The organism is Microbacterium sp. SW12 (genome assembly GCF_055391095.1).
Genome location: NZ_AP024335.1, coordinates 347,863 through 363,154, shown reverse-complemented (window position 1 = coordinate 363,154; position 15,292 = coordinate 347,863). Strand labels below are relative to the sequence as shown.

General features: G+C 68.3%; 16 protein-coding genes and 2 pseudogenes. 12 read left to right on the top strand and 6 right to left on the bottom strand.

Features of this window, described 5'->3' with window-relative positions; genetic code table 11:
• The 8 genes and pseudogenes from MICSW_RS01845 to MICSW_RS01810 all read left to right on the top strand — a co-directional run bounded on the left by MICSW_RS01845 (position 1) and on the right by MICSW_RS01810 (position 7,686).
• A pseudogene (locus MICSW_RS01845) lies at positions 1 to 1,016 on the top strand (TIGR03842 family LLM class F420-dependent oxidoreductase).
• A gap of 3 nt (positions 1,017 to 1,019) precedes the next feature.
• Positions 1,020 to 1,940 carry an ABC transporter permease gene (locus tag MICSW_RS01840; RefSeq protein WP_464496592.1) on the top strand — a complete coding sequence of 307 codons (921 nt, stop codon included), beginning with the start codon at positions 1,020 to 1,022 and terminating at the stop codon, positions 1,938 to 1,940.
• Complete coding sequence (locus MICSW_RS01835; protein ID WP_228177354.1) at positions 1,937 to 2,755, top strand: ABC transporter ATP-binding protein; 819 nt, start codon at positions 1,937 to 1,939, stop codon at positions 2,753 to 2,755. Before MICSW_RS01840 ends, MICSW_RS01835 begins: the two co-directional genes overlap by 4 nt.
• Complete coding sequence (locus tag MICSW_RS01830) at positions 2,752 to 3,081, top strand: hypothetical protein (protein ID WP_464496591.1); 330 nt, start codon at positions 2,752 to 2,754, stop codon at positions 3,079 to 3,081. The genes MICSW_RS01835 and MICSW_RS01830 overlap by 4 nt, the downstream gene beginning before the upstream one ends.
• Positions 3,078 to 3,536: an ABC transporter permease gene (locus MICSW_RS01825; RefSeq protein WP_464496590.1), complete on the top strand. Its 459-nt coding sequence runs from the start codon at positions 3,078 to 3,080 to the stop codon at positions 3,534 to 3,536. Before MICSW_RS01830 ends, MICSW_RS01825 begins: the two co-directional genes overlap by 4 nt.
• 58 nt (positions 3,537 to 3,594) lie before the next feature.
• Positions 3,595 to 4,767, top strand: a complete 1,173-nt coding sequence (locus MICSW_RS01820; protein WP_228177356.1) for an ABC transporter substrate-binding protein — start codon at positions 3,595 to 3,597, stop codon at positions 4,765 to 4,767.
• Positions 4,768 to 4,831: 64 nt separating this feature from the next.
• Complete coding sequence (locus MICSW_RS01815) at positions 4,832 to 6,139, top strand: aspartate aminotransferase family protein (protein WP_228177357.1); 1,308 nt, start codon at positions 4,832 to 4,834, stop codon at positions 6,137 to 6,139.
• Positions 6,140 to 6,186: 47 nt separating this feature from the next.
• Entirely contained in the window at positions 6,187 to 7,686 is a 1,500-nt protein-coding gene (locus tag MICSW_RS01810) for a CoA-acylating methylmalonate-semialdehyde dehydrogenase (RefSeq protein WP_292727964.1), read from the top strand.
• A 17-nt stretch (positions 7,687 to 7,703) separates the two neighbouring features.
• Here the strand turns inward: MICSW_RS01810 and MICSW_RS01805 are convergent, their stop codons facing one another.
• The gene (locus MICSW_RS01805; protein WP_464496589.1) at positions 7,704 to 8,186 is read right to left on the bottom strand and encodes an Lrp/AsnC family transcriptional regulator; all 483 of its coding nucleotides are present in this window, start codon (positions 8,184 to 8,186) and stop codon (positions 7,704 to 7,706) included.
• A 109-nt stretch (positions 8,187 to 8,295) separates the two neighbouring features.
• Here MICSW_RS01805 and MICSW_RS01800 point away from each other — a divergent pair, with 109 nt between their 5' ends.
• A complete protein-coding gene (locus MICSW_RS01800) occupies positions 8,296 to 9,720 on the top strand; it encodes a DUF6421 family protein (protein ID WP_292727960.1) in 1,425 nt (474 codons plus the stop codon).
• A gap of 43 nt (positions 9,721 to 9,763) precedes the next feature.
• Positions 9,764 to 10,828: a threonine aldolase family protein gene (locus tag MICSW_RS01795; protein WP_464496588.1), complete on the top strand. Its 1,065-nt coding sequence runs from the start codon at positions 9,764 to 9,766 to the stop codon at positions 10,826 to 10,828.
• Positions 10,829 to 10,848: 20 nt separating this feature from the next.
• Here the strand turns inward: MICSW_RS01795 and MICSW_RS01790 are convergent, their stop codons facing one another.
• Positions 10,849 to 11,541 carry an alpha-L-arabinofuranosidase C-terminal domain-containing protein gene (locus tag MICSW_RS01790; protein WP_464496587.1) on the bottom strand — a complete coding sequence of 231 codons (693 nt, stop codon included), beginning with the start codon at positions 11,539 to 11,541 and terminating at the stop codon, positions 10,849 to 10,851.
• Here MICSW_RS01790 and MICSW_RS01785 point away from each other — a divergent pair.
• Complete coding sequence (locus MICSW_RS01785; protein ID WP_464498469.1) at positions 11,526 to 12,113, top strand: LacI family DNA-binding transcriptional regulator; 588 nt, start codon at positions 11,526 to 11,528, stop codon at positions 12,111 to 12,113. The two genes, MICSW_RS01790 and MICSW_RS01785, sit on opposite strands and share 16 nt — an antisense overlap.
• Here the strand turns inward: MICSW_RS01785 and MICSW_RS01780 are convergent.
• The 4 genes and pseudogenes from MICSW_RS01780 to MICSW_RS01765 all read right to left on the bottom strand — a co-directional run bounded on the left by MICSW_RS01780 (position 12,045) and on the right by MICSW_RS01765 (position 14,600).
• Entirely contained in the window at positions 12,045 to 12,557 is a 513-nt protein-coding gene (locus MICSW_RS01780; RefSeq protein WP_464496586.1) for a bifunctional nuclease family protein, read from the bottom strand. The genes MICSW_RS01785 and MICSW_RS01780 overlap by 69 nt on opposite strands.
• A 30-nt stretch (positions 12,558 to 12,587) precedes the next feature.
• Complete coding sequence (locus tag MICSW_RS01775) at positions 12,588 to 13,007, bottom strand: hypothetical protein (RefSeq protein WP_464496585.1); 420 nt, start codon at positions 13,005 to 13,007, stop codon at positions 12,588 to 12,590.
• Between the two features lie 68 nt (positions 13,008 to 13,075).
• Positions 13,076 to 13,918, bottom strand: a complete 843-nt coding sequence (locus MICSW_RS01770; RefSeq protein ID WP_228177369.1) for an AlbA family DNA-binding domain-containing protein — start codon at positions 13,916 to 13,918, stop codon at positions 13,076 to 13,078.
• Between the two features lie 14 nt (positions 13,919 to 13,932).
• Positions 13,933 to 14,600: pseudogene (locus MICSW_RS01765) on the bottom strand (NUDIX hydrolase family protein).
• A 22-nt stretch (positions 14,601 to 14,622) separates the two neighbouring features.
• On the opposite strand from MICSW_RS01765, the gene MICSW_RS01760 reads away from it, so the two are divergent.
• The gene (locus MICSW_RS01760; RefSeq protein WP_228177371.1) at positions 14,623 to 15,279 is read left to right on the top strand and encodes an alpha/beta hydrolase; all 657 of its coding nucleotides are present in this window, start codon (positions 14,623 to 14,625) and stop codon (positions 15,277 to 15,279) included.
• The last annotated feature ends 13 nt before the right edge of the window (positions 15,280 to 15,292 follow it).

Here is a 15,292-nt window from a genome sequence, read left to right as displayed (position 1 = left end):
ATGGACTTCGGTGTCGTCCTGCAGACGAATCCTCCCGCGTCGCGCGTGATCCAGCTGTCGAAGCTGGCCGAAGCGCACGGTTTCAGCCACGTCTGGACCTTCGACTCCCACCTGCTGTGGGAGGAACCGTACGTGATCTACTCAGCGATCCTCGCCGAGACCCGCAAGGTCGTCGTCGGCCCGTTCGTGACGAACCCCGCGACACGGGACTGGACCGTCACGGCATCCGTGTTCGCGACCTTGAACGAGATGTACGGAAACCGCACGATCTGCGGCATCGGGCGCGGCGACTCGGCGGTGCGGGTCACCAACGGCAAGCCGTCGACGCTGGCCGAACTGCGGGAGTCCATCCACGTGATCCGGGAGCTCGCGAACTCTCGAGCCGTCGAGTACAAGGGATCGACGCTGCAGTTCCCGTGGAGCCAGGGGTCCGAGCTGGACGTCTGGGTCGCAGCGTACGGGCCGCTCGCGCTGAAGCTCACGGGCGAAGTGGCCGACGGATTCATCCTGCAGCTGGCGGACCTCGACATCACGGCCTGGATGATCAAAACGGTCAAGGATGCCGCAGCGGCAGCCGGCCGCGACCCCGAGTCGATCGACTTCTGCGTCGCGGCCCCCATGTACATCGGCGAGGACTGGGAGCACATGCGCGACCAGTGCCGGTGGTTCGGGGGATGGTCGGCAATCACGTCGCCGACATCGTCGCGAAGTACGGCACCGACGGCAGCGTGCCGCGTGCTCTCACCGACTACATCGCGGGACGCACCGGGTACGACTACAACTCCCACGGCAAGAGCGACAACGACCACGTGGACTTCGTTCCCGACGAGATCGTCGACCGATTCTGCGTCCTCGGCACCGCCGAAGAGCACATCGCCAAGCTCGGGGCGCTACGGGAGCTCGGCGTCACGCAGTTCGCGGGGTACCTGCAGCACGACAACAAGGAGGAGACCCTCCGCGTCTACGGCGAGACCGTGATCCCGGCCCTGCGCGAGAAGGTCACGGCCAAGTCGTGAGGCGTGACGGCGAGTGAAGCGGCTGCAGACATGAGCCGGAGGGCGACGGGACTGGGCTGGGGCATCCTCGGCGTGCTCGCGATCGTGCTGCTCTGGGAGGCCTACAAGTTCCTGGGGCCCGCGGAGGGTGTCGTGATCGGCGCCGTCGAGGGTCAGACGGGCTCGGGGGTCATGATCCTGCCCCGCACCCACGACCGTGCGATGCCGCACGTGTGGGACATGCTCGCGCGACTGTTCGAGCCGACCAGCGGGGGGGAAACCCCGCCGCTGATCGCGACAGTCGCGATCGCGGCCGTCACGACGCTGGGAATCGCCGCCGTCGGGTGGGTGCTCGGCGTCATCGTCGGCGGCGCACTGGCACTCGTGATGCAGCGCTGGCAGCTGCTGGAGTGGGGGCTGCTGCCCTGGATCGTCGTAAGCCAGACGGTCCCGCTCATCGCCTTCGCCCCGGTCATCAACGCGATCGGCAACCAGATCGACCGCGGCGGGACGAGCTGGCCGCAATGGCTGTCGGTCGCCGTCATCGCGTCGTATCTCGCGTTCTTCCCCGTCGCTGTCGGCGCTCTGCGCGGACTCGAAGCCCCCGACCGGATCCACGTCGACCTCATGCGCACCTACGCCGTCGGGTACTGGTCGACGCTGCGCCACCTGCGGCTGCCCGCCGCCGTACCCCACCTGCTGCCCGCGCTGCGCCTGGCGGCAGCGAACGCCGTGCTCGGTGTCGTCGTCGCAGAGGTCTCGATCGGGATGCGCGGCGGAATCGGGCGGATGCTGATCCAACTCGCCGGCCAGGGATCCAGCGATCCGGCCGCCCCGTGGGGACCCATCTTCGGCTCGATCGTGCTGGGTCTGATCGCCGCCGGGTCCGTCGCGCTGATCGGGGTCGGACTCCACCGCTACCGACGAGGAGAGGCCACCGCATGACCCCTCAGACACCGACCGCGCCGACCGCGACCGCCGCCGTGCACGCACGCGACGTGGGCAAGTTCTTCCCGACGAAGGCGGGCGATGTCACGGCGCTGACGGGCGTCGATCTCGAAGTCGCGGCCGGCGAGTTCGTCTCGCTGATCGGGCCCTCGGGATGCGGAAAGTCGACGCTGCTGCGCCTGATCGCCGATCTCGATTCGGCCACGAGCGGGGATCTGCAGATCTTCGGCAAACCCGCGGCGCGCGCCCGGGTCGACCAGGACTACGGCATCGCGTTCCAGCAGGCGGGACTGCTGCCGTGGCGCACTGTGGCCGCGAACATCGCCCTGCCGCTCGAGCTTCACGGCACCGCCAAGCCGGAACGCGCCGCGCGGGTCGCGGAGCTCGCCGAACTCGTGGGGTTGTCGGATTTCACCGAACGCTATCCCGACCAGTTGTCGGGCGGGATGCAACAGCGTGTCGCAATCGCGCGCGCCCTCGCGACCCGTCCGCGCCTGCTGCTGATGGACGAGCCGTTCGGGGCGCTCGATGAGATGACCCGCGAGTACCTGCAGTCCGAGCTGACCCGCATCGCCGCCGAGACCGGCGCCGCGGTGGTGTTCGTGACGCACTCGATCCCCGAGGCGGTGTTCCTGTCTGACCGTGTCGTCGTGATGAGCCCGCGACCGGGCCGCATCACCGAAGTCGTCACGGTGGGACTCGGCGACGCGCGTGACGACGACCTGCGCGAGTCCCCCGCCTATTTCGAGCGGGTCACGGCTGTACGCGAAGCGTTGCACGGCTCGAAGATCGAGAGGGCGAACGAACGATGAGCCTGCGCGAACCCACCGCTCCCGCGCTGCCGTCGTGGGTGCGCACCGCCGCTCCCGTCGGGGTCGGCATCCTCGGGCTCGTGGCCTGGGTGCTGTACGTGGACGTCGCAGCCGCCGCGCCCCGGATGCTGCCGAGTCCGATCGCGATCGCGCAGGAGTTCGTGCTGCGGTGGAACATCATCGCCGAGGGGATGGCCGTCACCGCGACCAACGCCTTCGTGGGGCTCATCGCGGGATCGCTCATCGCCATCGCGCTGGCCGCGCTCGCCGCGGCGATCCGGCCGATCGACGGGATGCTGGCCCCCTCGTCGCGGCGCTCGCGGTGATTCCGATCGTCGCGATCACGCCGGTGTTGAACACGATGTTCGGGGCGTCCAGCCAGTTCGGGAGGCAGGCGGTTGCAGGTCTTGCCGCGTTCATCCCGGTGTTCGTCAACGTGTTGCGGGGCCTGCGGCAGAGCCGGCCCGTGCACCGCGACCTGTTCCGCGCGTCGGCTGCCACGTCGGCGCAGACTTTCCGACTGCTGACCCTGCCGACGGCCCTGCCCTACCTCATGACGGGTCTGCGGATCGCAAGTTCGCTGGCGGTCATCGCGGCCCTCGTCGCGGAGTACTTCGGCGGGCCCGCTGACGGCATCGGCACCGCGATCGCGACGTACGCCAAGTCGGGGCGGGCCGCGCTCGCCTGGGCCTTCGTCCTCGGCGGAATCATCATCGGCCTCTTCTTCTTCCTGGTCACCTCGCTGCTCGAGCGGCTGGCGACCCGAAGGATGCCGGTCTAACCGGCATCGAGCACCACCCGTACCACCGAGAGAGCACCCCACAGATGAAGGGAACACCGTGAGACACAGCACCAGACGCGGCCTCGTGGCCGCATCCACCCTCACCGTCGCCGCACTCGCACTGGCGGCGTGCGCGGGATCATCCGAACCCGCAACGACCGAAGACAGCGGCGAGTTCGAGCCGCTCACGTCCGTGAGTTTGCAGCTGCAATGGCTGCCGCAAGCACAGTTCGCGGGCTACTACGTCGCCCTCGACCAGGGCTACTTCGCCGAAGAGGGCTTCGACGATGTCGAGATCGTCCCCTCGGGCGGTGACATCGTGCCGCAGGACGCGCTGATCGCCGGCGACGTGGACTTCGCGATCGCCTGGGTCCCGAAGGTGCTCGGCAGCCTCGAGGCGACCGGCGCGGAACTCACCGACATCGCGCAGGTCTACCAGGAATCGGGGACGACCCAGGTGTCGTGGGCCGACTCGGGGATCGAGAGCGTCGCCGACTTCGAGGGCAAGCGGATCGGCTCGTGGGGCTTCGGCAACGAGTGGGAGATCTTCGCGGCGATGGCCGCCGAGGACCTCGACTCCACGACGGTGTCGATCACGACGCAGGACTTCAGCATGAACGCGCTGCTGGACGGAGACGTCGACGCCGCCCAAGCGATGACCTACAACGAACTCGCGCAGGTGCTCGAGACCGTCAACCCCGAGACCGGTGAGCTCTACACTCTCGAGGACCTCAACGTCATTTCGTACGAAGAGACCGAGGGCGCGATGTTGCAGGACGCGATCTGGGCCGACACCGAGCGCCTGGCCTCCGACCCGGCATACGCCGATGCGGCAGTGCGGTTCCTGAAGGCCATCGCCAAGGGCTGGATCTACGCCCGCGACAATCCCGTCGAGGCAGCCGCCATCACCTACGACTACGCGATCAACGCCGAAGCTGCCTTCCCGGTGGGACCCGTGCACCAGGAGTGGATGATGAACGAGGTCAACAAGCTCATCTGGAACGGTTCGGAGTTCGGCGTGATGGACCCGGCAGCCTGGGACAAGACTGTCGCCGGGGCCCTGTCGGCTGTCAACCAGGACGGACTGAACCTCATCACGGCCGAGCCGCCGGCGTCGGCGTACTCGAACGAGTACATCGAGCAGGCGCTCGCGGAACTCGTCGAGGAGGGCTACGACGTCTCGGCGACGTACACCCCGATCGAGGTCACCCTCACCGAGGGCGGCCAGTAACTCCCGCGCCGGGTCGGTCGGCATCGCCGGCCGACCCGGCATCACCCCCCACGAAGCAGGGCTCATGACCACCGACAGCGAAGCATTTGATCTCGATCGTGCGCACGTGTTCCACTCGTGGTCGGCGCAGGCGGCGCTGTCACCGCTCGTGTTCGCGGGCGGCTCCGGCACCGAGCTCTGGGACGAGTCGGGTAAGCGATACCTCGACTTCTCGAGCCAGCTCGTGAATGTGAACATCGGACACCAGCATCCGGCGGTCACGTCGGCGATCGCGGCACAGGCCGATGTGCTGACGACCATCGCGCCGACCGCTGCGAACCTGGCGCGCGGTCGTGCCGCGCAGCGCATCGTGGCGCACGCACCGGATGGCTTCGAGAAGGTCTTCTTCACCAACGGTGGGGCCGACGCGAACGAGAACGCGATCCGAATGGCACGCCTGGTCACGGGACGCGACAAAGTGCTCTCGACGTACCGCTCGTATCACGGCAATACCGGGGCGGCGATCGTGTCGACCGGCGACTGGCGACGGATGCCGAACGAGTTCGCTCGCGGCCACGTGCACTTCTTCGGCCCATACCTGTACCGCAGCGAGTTCTGGGCCGACAGCGTCGAGCAGGAGTGCGAACGCGCCCTCCACCATCTCCGGCGCGTGATCGAAGCCGAGGGTCCGTCGACGATCGCGGCGATCCTGCTCGAGTCGATCCCCGGAACCGCCGGGGTCCTCCTGCCCCCGCCCGGTTATCTCGCGGGGGTGCGGGAACTGGCCGACGAGTTCGACATCCTGCTGATCCTCGACGAGGTGATGGCCGGGTTCGGGCGAACGGGTCGCTGGTTCGCCTTCGAGGGCCACGAAGTCGTGCCCGATCTGATCACCTTCGCGAAGGGCGTCAACTCTGGCTACGTCCCGATCGGCGGCGTACTGATCAGCGCCCCCATCGCTCACGCGTTCGACGATCGCGTGTTTCCCGGTGGCCTCACCTACAGCGGCCACCCGTTGGCGGCCGCGTCGATCGTCGCCACGATCGACGCCATGGAATCGGAGGGCATCGTCGAGAACGCGCGGCGCATCGGCTCGGACGTGCTCGCCCCCGCGCTCACCGACCTCGCCGAACGCCATCCCGTGGTCGGGGAAGTGCGCGGCGAGGGTGTGTTCTGGGCCCTCGAGCTCGTCGCTGACCGCGACACCCGCGACCCGCTGCGCGCGGGCGAGATCGCGCGGGCGAAGTCCGAGATGCTCGCCCGCGGCCTGCTCCCATTCACCGTCGACAACCGCATCCATGTCGTGCCGCCGTGCACCGTCAGCGCTGACGAGGTCGCGCGCGCCGTCGAGATCTACGACGACGTGCTCGCCCTGTTGGATGCCGCTCTCTGACCCCCTCCGGCGCGGCCGAGACCGCCCGCCTCACGAAAGGCACTCCGATGTCCGATCTTCCCGTCCTCGATCACTGGGTCGGCGGCGCCGCCTGGCCCGGCACCTCGACCCGTACGGCGCCGGTGTACGACCCGGCGCGCGGCGAAGCGCAGCGCGAGGTGCGCCTGGCCGGAGCCGACGACGTCGCCGCCGCCGTCGCGTCCGCGACCGCCGCGGCACCCGCCTGGCGTGACGCGAGCCTCGCCAAGCGGCAGGGCGTCATGTTCGCCTTTCGCGAGATCCTGAACGCCCGCAAGGAGGAGCTGGCCCGCATCCTCACGTCGGAGCACGGCAAGGTGCTCGCCGACGCTCACGGCGAGATCGCCCGGGGCCTGGAGGTCGTCGAGTTCGCCTGCGCCGCACCGCACCTGCTCAAGGGTGAGTACTCCGAGAGCGTGTCGACGGGCGTCGATGTGTACACTCTGCGCCAACCCCTCGGGGTGGTCGGTGTGATCAGTCCCTTCAACTTCCCCGCCATGGTTCCCTTGTGGTTCGTGCCGATCGCCCTGGCCGCCGGCAACGCGGTCGTCCTCAAGCCCAGCGAGAAGGACCCCTCGGCGGCGAACTGGATCGCAGAGCGCTACGCCGAGGCGGGGCTGCCGGCGGGAGTGCTCTCGGTCGTGCACGGCGACAAGGAGGCCGTCGACGCGATCCTCGAGCACCCCGACATCGCGTCGGTGTCGTTCGTCGGCTCGACCCCCATCGCGAAGTACATCTACGAGACCGCGAGCGCGCACGGCAAGCGCGTGCAGGCTCTGGGCGGAGCGAAGAACCACATGCTGGTGCTGCCGGATGCCGACCTCGACCTCGCGGCCGACTCGGCGGTCAATGCCGGTTTCGGTTCGGCGGGCGAGCGGTGCATGGCGGTGTCCGTCGTGCTCGCGGTCGACTCGATCGCGGACACCCTCGTCGACAAGATCGCCGAACGCATGGCGACGCTGCGCACCGGTGACGGTCTGCGCGGGTGCGACATGGGCCCGCTCATCACGGCGGCGCACCGCGACAAGGTGGCCTCGTACATCGGGGTCGCCCGCGACGACGGTGCGACGGTCGTGGTCGACGGCGCGGGTGTCGAGGTCGACGGCGAACCCGGGGGCTTCTGGCTCGGTCCCACCCTGCTCGACGCCGTGCCGACCTCGTCTGCCGCGTATCGCGACGAGATCTTCGGGCCGGTCCTGTCGGTCGTGCGCGTCGGCGCGTACGACGAGGCGATCGAGATCATCAACGCAAGCCCGTACGGCAACGGCACCGCGATCTTCACGAACGACGGCGGCGCAGCGCGACGGTTCCAACGCGAGGTGAGCGTCGGAATGGTCGGCATCAACGTGCCCATCCCGGTGCCGGTCGCGTACCACTCGTTCGGCGGATGGAAGGCGTCGCTGTTCGGCGACGCGAAGGCGTACGGACCGCAGGCCTTCTCGTTCTTCACGCGAGAGAAGGCTGTCACGTCTCGCTGGCTCGACCCCTCGCACGGCGGCGTCAACCTGGGGTTCCCGCAGAACACGTGACCCGCAGCTGCCGCGCGTCAGGTGCGGGCAGCGGGCGCGACCGGCCTGTTCTCGTAGAACGTCTGGAGCACGACGGTCGTTCGCGTGCTCACATTGGCTGCCGCGCGAACCTCTCGCAACAGCGACTCGAGGTGCCGCGGAGTGGCGACCCGCACCAGCAGGAGGTAGCTCGCCGCTCCCGCAACCGAATGGCACGCCTCGATCTCCTCGAGGTGGGCGAGCAGCTCGGGGGCCGTGTCGGGCTGAGCCGGGTCGAGCGGGGTGATCTCGACGAACGCGGCTAGCGGTTTGCCGACAGCCTCGGGATCGACCACGACGCGGTAACCCGCGATGATCCCGCGGCTCTCCAGTCGGCGCACCCGCGCTTGCACCGCCGACACCGACAGACCGACTGCCGCTGACAGGTCGGCGAGAGTCGCACGCGCATCCACCGATAGCGCGCGCAGGATGCGGGCATCGGTGTCGTCATCGAGCCGAGGGAGCAGCGTTTCCGGAACCATGCGAACGAGCCTATCGACCGCAACGGCCGAAAGCCGGAAATATTCCTGCCCAAACGCATTAGGAACGGAGAAAATCTAGACTCGCGACGACCCTACGTTCGGAGGCCTCATGTCGACCCTGTCGTCCCCCGCACCCCTCACTCCCCTCGCGCCCGCCGAGATCGCCGCCTCGGTCGAGGTGTCCGCGGCCTGGCTTGCGTTGAAGTCCGCAGCCGAGGCGCTGCACCCGCTGCAGGCTGCCGACGGCTCGATTCCGGATGCCGCGCATCACGCCGCCGCCCGCGAGCACGTCGGGGCGATCATGCGCGCCGTCGAGGAGCTGGCACCCGCATTCCCGCACGATAGCGACTACCTCAACGCCCTCACCCGGGACTTCAACCGCTGGGTCGAGAGCGGATTCGGCATCCCGGACTTCCTCGACTCGCTCGTGGAGTTCCAACCGCAGCGGCAGCGCGTGGACGGCATCCGTCACCTCGTCGTCTTCCCGATGTACACGCAGAACGGGTCGAGGCAGCGCCACGTCGAAGCCGTGCTGGTCGAGGCCATCTGGCCAGAGTTCGTCGCCGAGCTCGAGAGCACCGACTACGGCAATGCCCTCTTCGTCTCGCTGCGCCTGATCGATTTCACGTCGGGCTACGACACGAACTCTGCTGTGCTCTTTCCCGAGACCGTGGCGATGCGCGAGATCCCGACCTTCACATGGGGAGGGATCTTCCAGGACCGCGAGGCTGCCCGCTACCGCCGGGTCGTCCGCGCGGCGGCCGAGATCACGAAGCTCGACCTTCCCGCCGACGCGGCTCGAATGCTGGATGACGCCGCCCTCGCCGAGCGCACGTTCGTGATGTGGGATCTCATCCACGACCGCACCCACATGCGGGGCGATCTGCCGTTCGACCCGTTCATGATCAAGCAGCGGATGCCGTACTTCCTGTACGCCCTCGAGGAACTGCGCTGCGATCTGACCGCCTTCCGCGAGAGCGTGCGGATCCACGAGCGGCTGCAGGCTCGGCTCGAGGGCGGAGAGCCGCTGAGCGGGACCGAGGAGGAAACACTCGAACACGCGCGACTGGTCCAGTACGCCGTCGTGTTCGACCGCATCTTCCGCTTCGCGATCACGGGCTCCCGGGTGCGCAATTACGACGGGCTGGGCGGGCAGTTGCTGTTCGCCTGGCTGCATCAGCGCGGCGTGCTCAACTGGACCGATACCGCCCTGTCGATCGACTGGGACGCCGTCCCTGCCGCCGTCGTTGCGCTCGCCGACAGCATCGACGAGTTGTACTGGGCCTCGATCGACCGCCCCAAGCCCGTGCACTGGTTGGCCGCCTACGACCTCATCCGCCAGACGCTGCCGCCCCACCCCGCCTCGCGGTGGAACCGGGGACTCCCCGACGACGTGCTCGCTGGCCCCCTCTCGGGCTACACGGATGCCGTGCTCGACGACGAGTTCCCGCTGTCGATGTTCTACGAAGCACTGGAGAAGAAGATGCGCCCGGTGATCGCCTCGACGGCCGGCATCCGGGCTGGCGACGCATGACGGCCTCGCGAGTGCACGCCTGCGCGAACCGTAGGCTGAGACGGTGACCAGCACCCCCGTCCACGCCCGCGGCTTCGCCTCCGACAACTATTCAGGCATCCATCCCGAGGTGCTCGCAGCGATCGCCGCCGCGAACGTCGATCACGAGCCCGCGTATGGCGCCGATTCGGTGACCGAACGGCTCCACGGTGTGTTCGCTGGTCACTTCGGCAAGCCCGTCGAGGTGTTCCCGGTCTTCAACGGCACGGGCGCGAACGTCACGGCACTGCAGTCGATGCTGCCCCGGTGGGGGGCGGTGATCGCGGCATCCACGGCACACGTCAACAGCGACGAAGGGGGCGCGCCCGAGAAGGTCGGCGGCATCAAGCTCCTGACGATCCCGACTCCCGACGGCAAGCTGACGCCCGAGCTGATCGACACCGAGGCGTGGGGGTGGGGTGATGAACACCGCGCTCAGCCGCTGGTTGTCGCCATCACGCAGTCGAGCGAGCTCGGCACGCTCTATACGCCGGCCGAGATCCGGGCGATAGCCGACCACGTCCACGAACGCGGGATGCTCCTCTACATGGACGGCGCTCGGATCTCGAATGCCGCCGCGGCCCTGGGCCTCCCCCTGCATGCCTTCACGACGGATGCGGGTGTCGATGTGGTCAGCGTCGGCGGCACCAAGAACGGGGCGCTTGCCGCTGAAGCGATCGTGGTGCTCAACGAGTCGGCATCCGTGGGGCTGCACTACCTGCGCAAGATGAACATGCAGCTGGCCTCGAAGATGCGGTTCGTCTCAGCCCAGCTCGTCGCGCTGTACGAGGGCGACCTGTTCCTGCGTAACGCACGCCATGCCAACGCGATGGCAGCGCGGCTGCGGCGTGGCCTGGAGGAGGCGATTGCCGCGGGCAGCATCCACGGGGTGGGGTTCACGCAGCAGACGCAGGCCAACGGCATCTTCGCCACCCTGCCGCCGGGAGCTGCCGAGCGGGTCCGCGAAAGCTTCCGGTTCTACGACTGGGATGCCTCGGTCGGCGAGGTTCGGTGGGTGTGCAGCTTCGACACCACCGAGTCCGACATCGACGCCCTGATCGAGGCGATCGCCCGCGCGACAAACGCCTGAGGCACCTCGCGCGGGCTCCCTCAACCCAGATTGAGCTCGACGGTCGCGAAGGAGTGCGCCGGGAGCCGCACCGAGAGCATGCCGTCCTCGATCCGCGTCTCCAGCGACACCGGCGCCACCCGATCGGGTGCACTCGGGTCGTTGAAGTCCGACGCGCTCTCGGCGGTGAGTACCCGGGCACGGACAACGGTGGCAGCACGACCGCGCAGGTCGATGCGGACATCGAGGTCGTCGTGTGCCGAGAGGTGCGTCAACGACACCAGGGCGGTCTCGTCCTTGACGGATGCCGAGAGCGACAACAACGGTAGGTCCTCATCCCCCACCGTCTCGCTCGGCACCTCGAGGACGTGAGCGCCCAGCTGCAACGCATCCTGGTGACCCTTGTTCATCTCGAACACGTGGTAGGTGGGTGTCAGCACGAGGCTCTCGCCGTCGGTGAGGATCATGGCCTGCAGCACGTTGACGGTCTGGGCGATGTTGGCCATCGTCAACCGACGCGCGTGCCGGTGGAAGATATCGAAGTGCAAGCCTGCCACCAGAGCATCGCGCACGGTGTTCTGCTGGAAGAGGAATCCGGGGTTCGTGCCCTTCTCGACGTTCCACCACGTGCCCCACTCATCACAGACGAGGTCGATGCGCCCGCGCGGGTCGTAGGCGTCCATCAGCGCGACGTGGGACGCGAGGATCCGCTCGATGCCTGCCGCGTACGCCATGGTCGGCCGCAGAGCACCTGCTCGACGCCGGAGCCGAGCAGTTCATCGTCGTGGATGCCGCACCGTCATACCGCTTCGGACGTGCACGCGTGGACGGCTTCGAGACCACGGTGCGTTCCCGGCATCCGACCGCCACCATTCACCGGATCCGCGCGGACTGGAGCTCCCCGGGCGCCTGGCGCGCAAGCCTTCCCGCGCTGCGCGAGGCCGCGGCATCCGGGCCGATCGGCGTCTTCGCGATCTCGGACGAGATGGCCATCGGGGTGTATCGCGCCGCCGCCGACCTCGGCATGCGGGTGGGACAGGACGTTCTCGTGGTCGGGTTCGATGACGTGCGGGGAGCGAAGTGGGTTCAGCCCGCCCTGACGACGGTTCGCCAGCCGATTCGTGAGATGGCGGCGGCCGCTATCGATGAACTCGTCGCCATCGCCCACGGCGCCGACCCACAAGCGCGCATCATCGAATTGCCGACGACCCTGGTGGTACGCGGCTCGACCGGCACCTCAGGCGCCGGCCCCGAGGCGCTCAGCCGCGAAAGTCCTCGGGATCGACCTCGTCGAGAAAGCGTTTGAACTCGTCGACTGACACTTCAGCGTCATCCTCGTCGAGCATGTCGGGCATGCCGGCTTCCTCGAGAACCGCGTCTGCCACCCAGATCGCGGCCCCGTTCGCGACGCCAACGCGATCGCATCCGATGGTCGTGCGTCGATGACAAGAACCTGGTCGCCGTGGACGATGGTGATCTCGGCATAGAACGTGCCGTCCGTGATCCGGGTCACCTCGACGCGCGTCACCTGGGCGTGCAACTGCTTCAGCATCACCGACATGAGGTCGTGAGCAAGCGGTCGCGGTGTCACCGCGTGTTCGACGGCGACGAGGATGGATGTCGCCTCCTGGGCACCGATCCAGATGGGAACGATCGACCCGGTCCCGGGAGCATCACCCAGCGGTTTGAGCAGGATGACGTGCTGTGCCATCGAGTCCATCGCCACCCCGGCGACGCGTACCTGGACCATGCCGAACCTCCCTCACGGGCTCCGGCCAGACTACGCGTGCTCGGCGGCACCGTCTCCGGTCGGCGCGATGTCGGCACCCGCGGCGGCGTCGCGGTACTCGGATGGCTCCCACTCGGATGACGGGGGCTGCGCGCTCACACCGTCCGGACGGATCATCTCCTTGACCTCGGCCATGAAGCTCGTGAGCTGGTGCTGCTGCCAGCGCAGCTGCCGGGTGCGATCCTCCGCGTCGCGGAGCACCGTGTCGGCCTGGGCCGTCACCGCGTCGATGATGCGCTGCGCCTTCTCGCGTGCGCGTTCGAGGTGCTCGGACGCCCGCATCCTCGCGTCGGCCTCGATCTGCTGCGCCTGCGATCGCATGAGCTTGGAATCCGGCGCAGCATTCATGAGCTCATCGAACGGAGTCGACAGCGATGCGTCGGTGTGAGCAGATGGGGCGTTGTCGGGCATCCGGTCCTCCGGGACATGCGGGATCAATCTCCCCCGAGCGCACACACCGTACCGCGCCCAGATGACGATCAGGTAGCGGGATGCTTGGGATCGGCCGTGCGTCGCAGCACGCCCCGACGAGCCCAGTGCCGCGCAACGTACTCGACAGCCTCGTCGACCGCGAAGGAGCGCGTGGAATTGCCCACCCGAACCCACAGTTCCGTCGAGGATCCGTCCTTCGCCTGCGTCACGAAAACTGGTCGTGGCGAGGGCGGACAAACGATCGCGCAGACCATCTCCCCGTTCGGCGCCGTGGGAAACCTCACGATCGGCAACGCCGCCGCGTTGCGCCCCAGGAGCGTGGAGAGCATGTCGCGCAACCACAGCTCGAAGCGGTCGGCATCGGGAGTGCGGAGGGTCGCGAGATCGCGGCCAAGCCCCAGAGCCTCGCCATCGTCGCTGGCGCCCACGACCAGAGTTCCGCCGCCACTGTTGAGGAAGGCGGCGACGGTCTTTGCGACCACCTGCTCCATCCGCGCGTCCTTCTTGTTCTCCCGCACGTTCCACCGCGCCGTCTCTTTGAACTCGACGCGATCGGATTCTCCGGCAGCCAGCAGCGCGCCGATGTCGACCTTGCCGGGGTCACGCCGCAGACCGACGAACAGCCCCGAAACGGCGAAAGTGACCAGGATGCTGGAACCGAACGCGATCAGCAGGGTCAAGGGCGTCCACAGGCGGGCGTCCACGACGAACCATCCCGCGATGAACAGCCCGATCGCGGTCCCTACCACGGAGGTGAGGATCATCACCGGGAGCGACAGGGGGAGGCGCTCTCGGAACAGCCGCCGCATTGCGAGCGCGATGAGGTACGAGATCCCTAGAGCGATCGGGAGTCCGACGGCGAACTCGACGAGCTGGACGTTGGTAGGCATCGACTCTCCGGGAGTCAGCGCAGCGCGCCGACGCTGGCCAGCGCAAGGCGCACGAGCGTTCCCCTGCCACCTTCCATCTCGTCCGCCAGCGAGTCGGATGCCGCTTCCTCCGGCGACATCCACGTGACCTCGAGCGCGTCCTGGCGCGGTTCGCACGTGCCGGTCACGGGCACGACGAACGCGAGCGAGACCGCGTGCTGACGGTCATCGAAGAACGGACTGACGCCCGGAATCGGGAAGTACTCGGCGACCGTGAACGGCACGGGCTGTGGGGGCAGCAGCGGGAACGCCATCGGTCCGAGGTCGTTCTCGAGGTGGCGGAACAGCGCGTCGCGAACAGTCTCGCCGTAGCGGACGCGCCCCGAGACGAGCGAGCGGGTGATCTCACCGAGGGGGTAGCGCGAAGCAGGATGCCGACCTCGGTGACCAGGCCCACACCGTCAGTGCGCACCGGGAGCGCCTCGACGTAGAGCATGGGCAGGCGCCGTCGCGCCTCGGCGAGTTCGATGTCGGTGAGCCAACCCGGATTGGAGGCGTTGCCGGGGGCGGGAGATCCGAAGCTTCCGTCGCCGACGGGATGACCGGCGCGACCGAACGAGGAGCCGATCCCGCCCAGCGGATCGCGGGGCGCTCCCTCGTCATCGCGCTCGTTGGGGTCAGGGTCTGGGGTCCGTACCGGCATGTCTCTTGTATACCCTGAGGCCATGAGCGAGATCGACACGCCGGCGCTCGCCGACGATACGGTCCTCTGGTCGAGCGACCCCGAGGACCGCGCCGGGCGGCCGCTGCTCGTGCTGCTGCACGGCTACGGGTCCGACGAACACGATCTGTTCGGGCTACGGCCGTACCTTCCGGCGGACGTCACGGTCGCCGCCGTTCGCGCACCCCTCACGCCCCCGTGGCCCGCGCCGGGATACTCCTGGTATCCGATCGAAGGACTGGATGGCCGCGACCCGTCGCGGGTGACGGACGCCGCGCGTCGCCTCATCGAGTGGGTCGACACCCTCGCGGGCGACGACCCGGTCGGGCTTCTCGGTTTCTCGCAGGGTGCGGCGGTCTCGATGCAAGCGCTGCGGCTGGAGCCGCACCGGTTCGCGTTCGCCGTCAACCTCAGCGGCTACGTGGCCCCGGGCGACCTGGAGGGCGATGCGGCGATGGCCGAGCGAAAGCCGCCGGTGTTCTGGGGCCGCGGGACGCACGATGACGTCATCCCCCAGGCGCTCGTTGAGCACACGATGCAGTGGCTGCCCGCCCACGCCACGCTCTCGGGCGGCGCGTACCCGGGACTGACGCACAGTGTCTCGGAGCAGGAACTCGCCGACGTCCGCGAGTTCCTCGACGCACAACTCGCCGCGCTCTGAGGGTCGGGACAGG

Excerpts from the sequence above, each read along its gene's own strand:
- MICSW_RS01835 (WP_228177354.1), top strand. The coding sequence starts at position 1,937 with ATGACCCCTCAGACACCGACCGCGCCGACCGCGACCGCCGCCGTGCAC.
- MICSW_RS01830 (WP_464496591.1), top strand. The coding sequence starts at position 2,752 with ATGAGCCTGCGCGAACCCACCGCTCCCGCGCTGCCGTCGTGGGTGCGC.
- MICSW_RS01815 (WP_228177357.1), top strand. The coding sequence starts at position 4,832 with ATGACCACCGACAGCGAAGCATTTGATCTCGATCGTGCGCACGTGTTC.
- MICSW_RS01810 (WP_292727964.1), top strand. The coding sequence starts at position 6,187 with ATGTCCGATCTTCCCGTCCTCGATCACTGGGTCGGCGGCGCCGCCTGG.
- MICSW_RS01805 (WP_464496589.1), bottom strand. The coding sequence starts at position 8,186 with ATGGTTCCGGAAACGCTGCTCCCTCGGCTCGATGACGACACCGATGCC.
- MICSW_RS01800 (WP_292727960.1), top strand. The coding sequence starts at position 8,296 with ATGTCGACCCTGTCGTCCCCCGCACCCCTCACTCCCCTCGCGCCCGCC.
- MICSW_RS01790 (WP_464496587.1), bottom strand. The coding sequence starts at position 11,541 with ATGGCGTACGCGGCAGGCATCGAGCGGATCCTCGCGTCCCACGTCGCG.
- MICSW_RS01780 (WP_464496586.1), bottom strand. The coding sequence starts at position 12,557 with ATGGTCCAGGTACGCGTCGCCGGGGTGGCGATGGACTCGATGGCACAG.
- MICSW_RS01775 (WP_464496585.1), bottom strand. The coding sequence starts at position 13,007 with ATGCCCGACAACGCCCCATCTGCTCACACCGACGCATCGCTGTCGACT.
- MICSW_RS01770 (WP_228177369.1), bottom strand. The coding sequence starts at position 13,918 with ATGCCTACCAACGTCCAGCTCGTCGAGTTCGCCGTCGGACTCCCGATC.
- MICSW_RS01760 (WP_228177371.1), top strand. The coding sequence starts at position 14,623 with ATGAGCGAGATCGACACGCCGGCGCTCGCCGACGATACGGTCCTCTGG.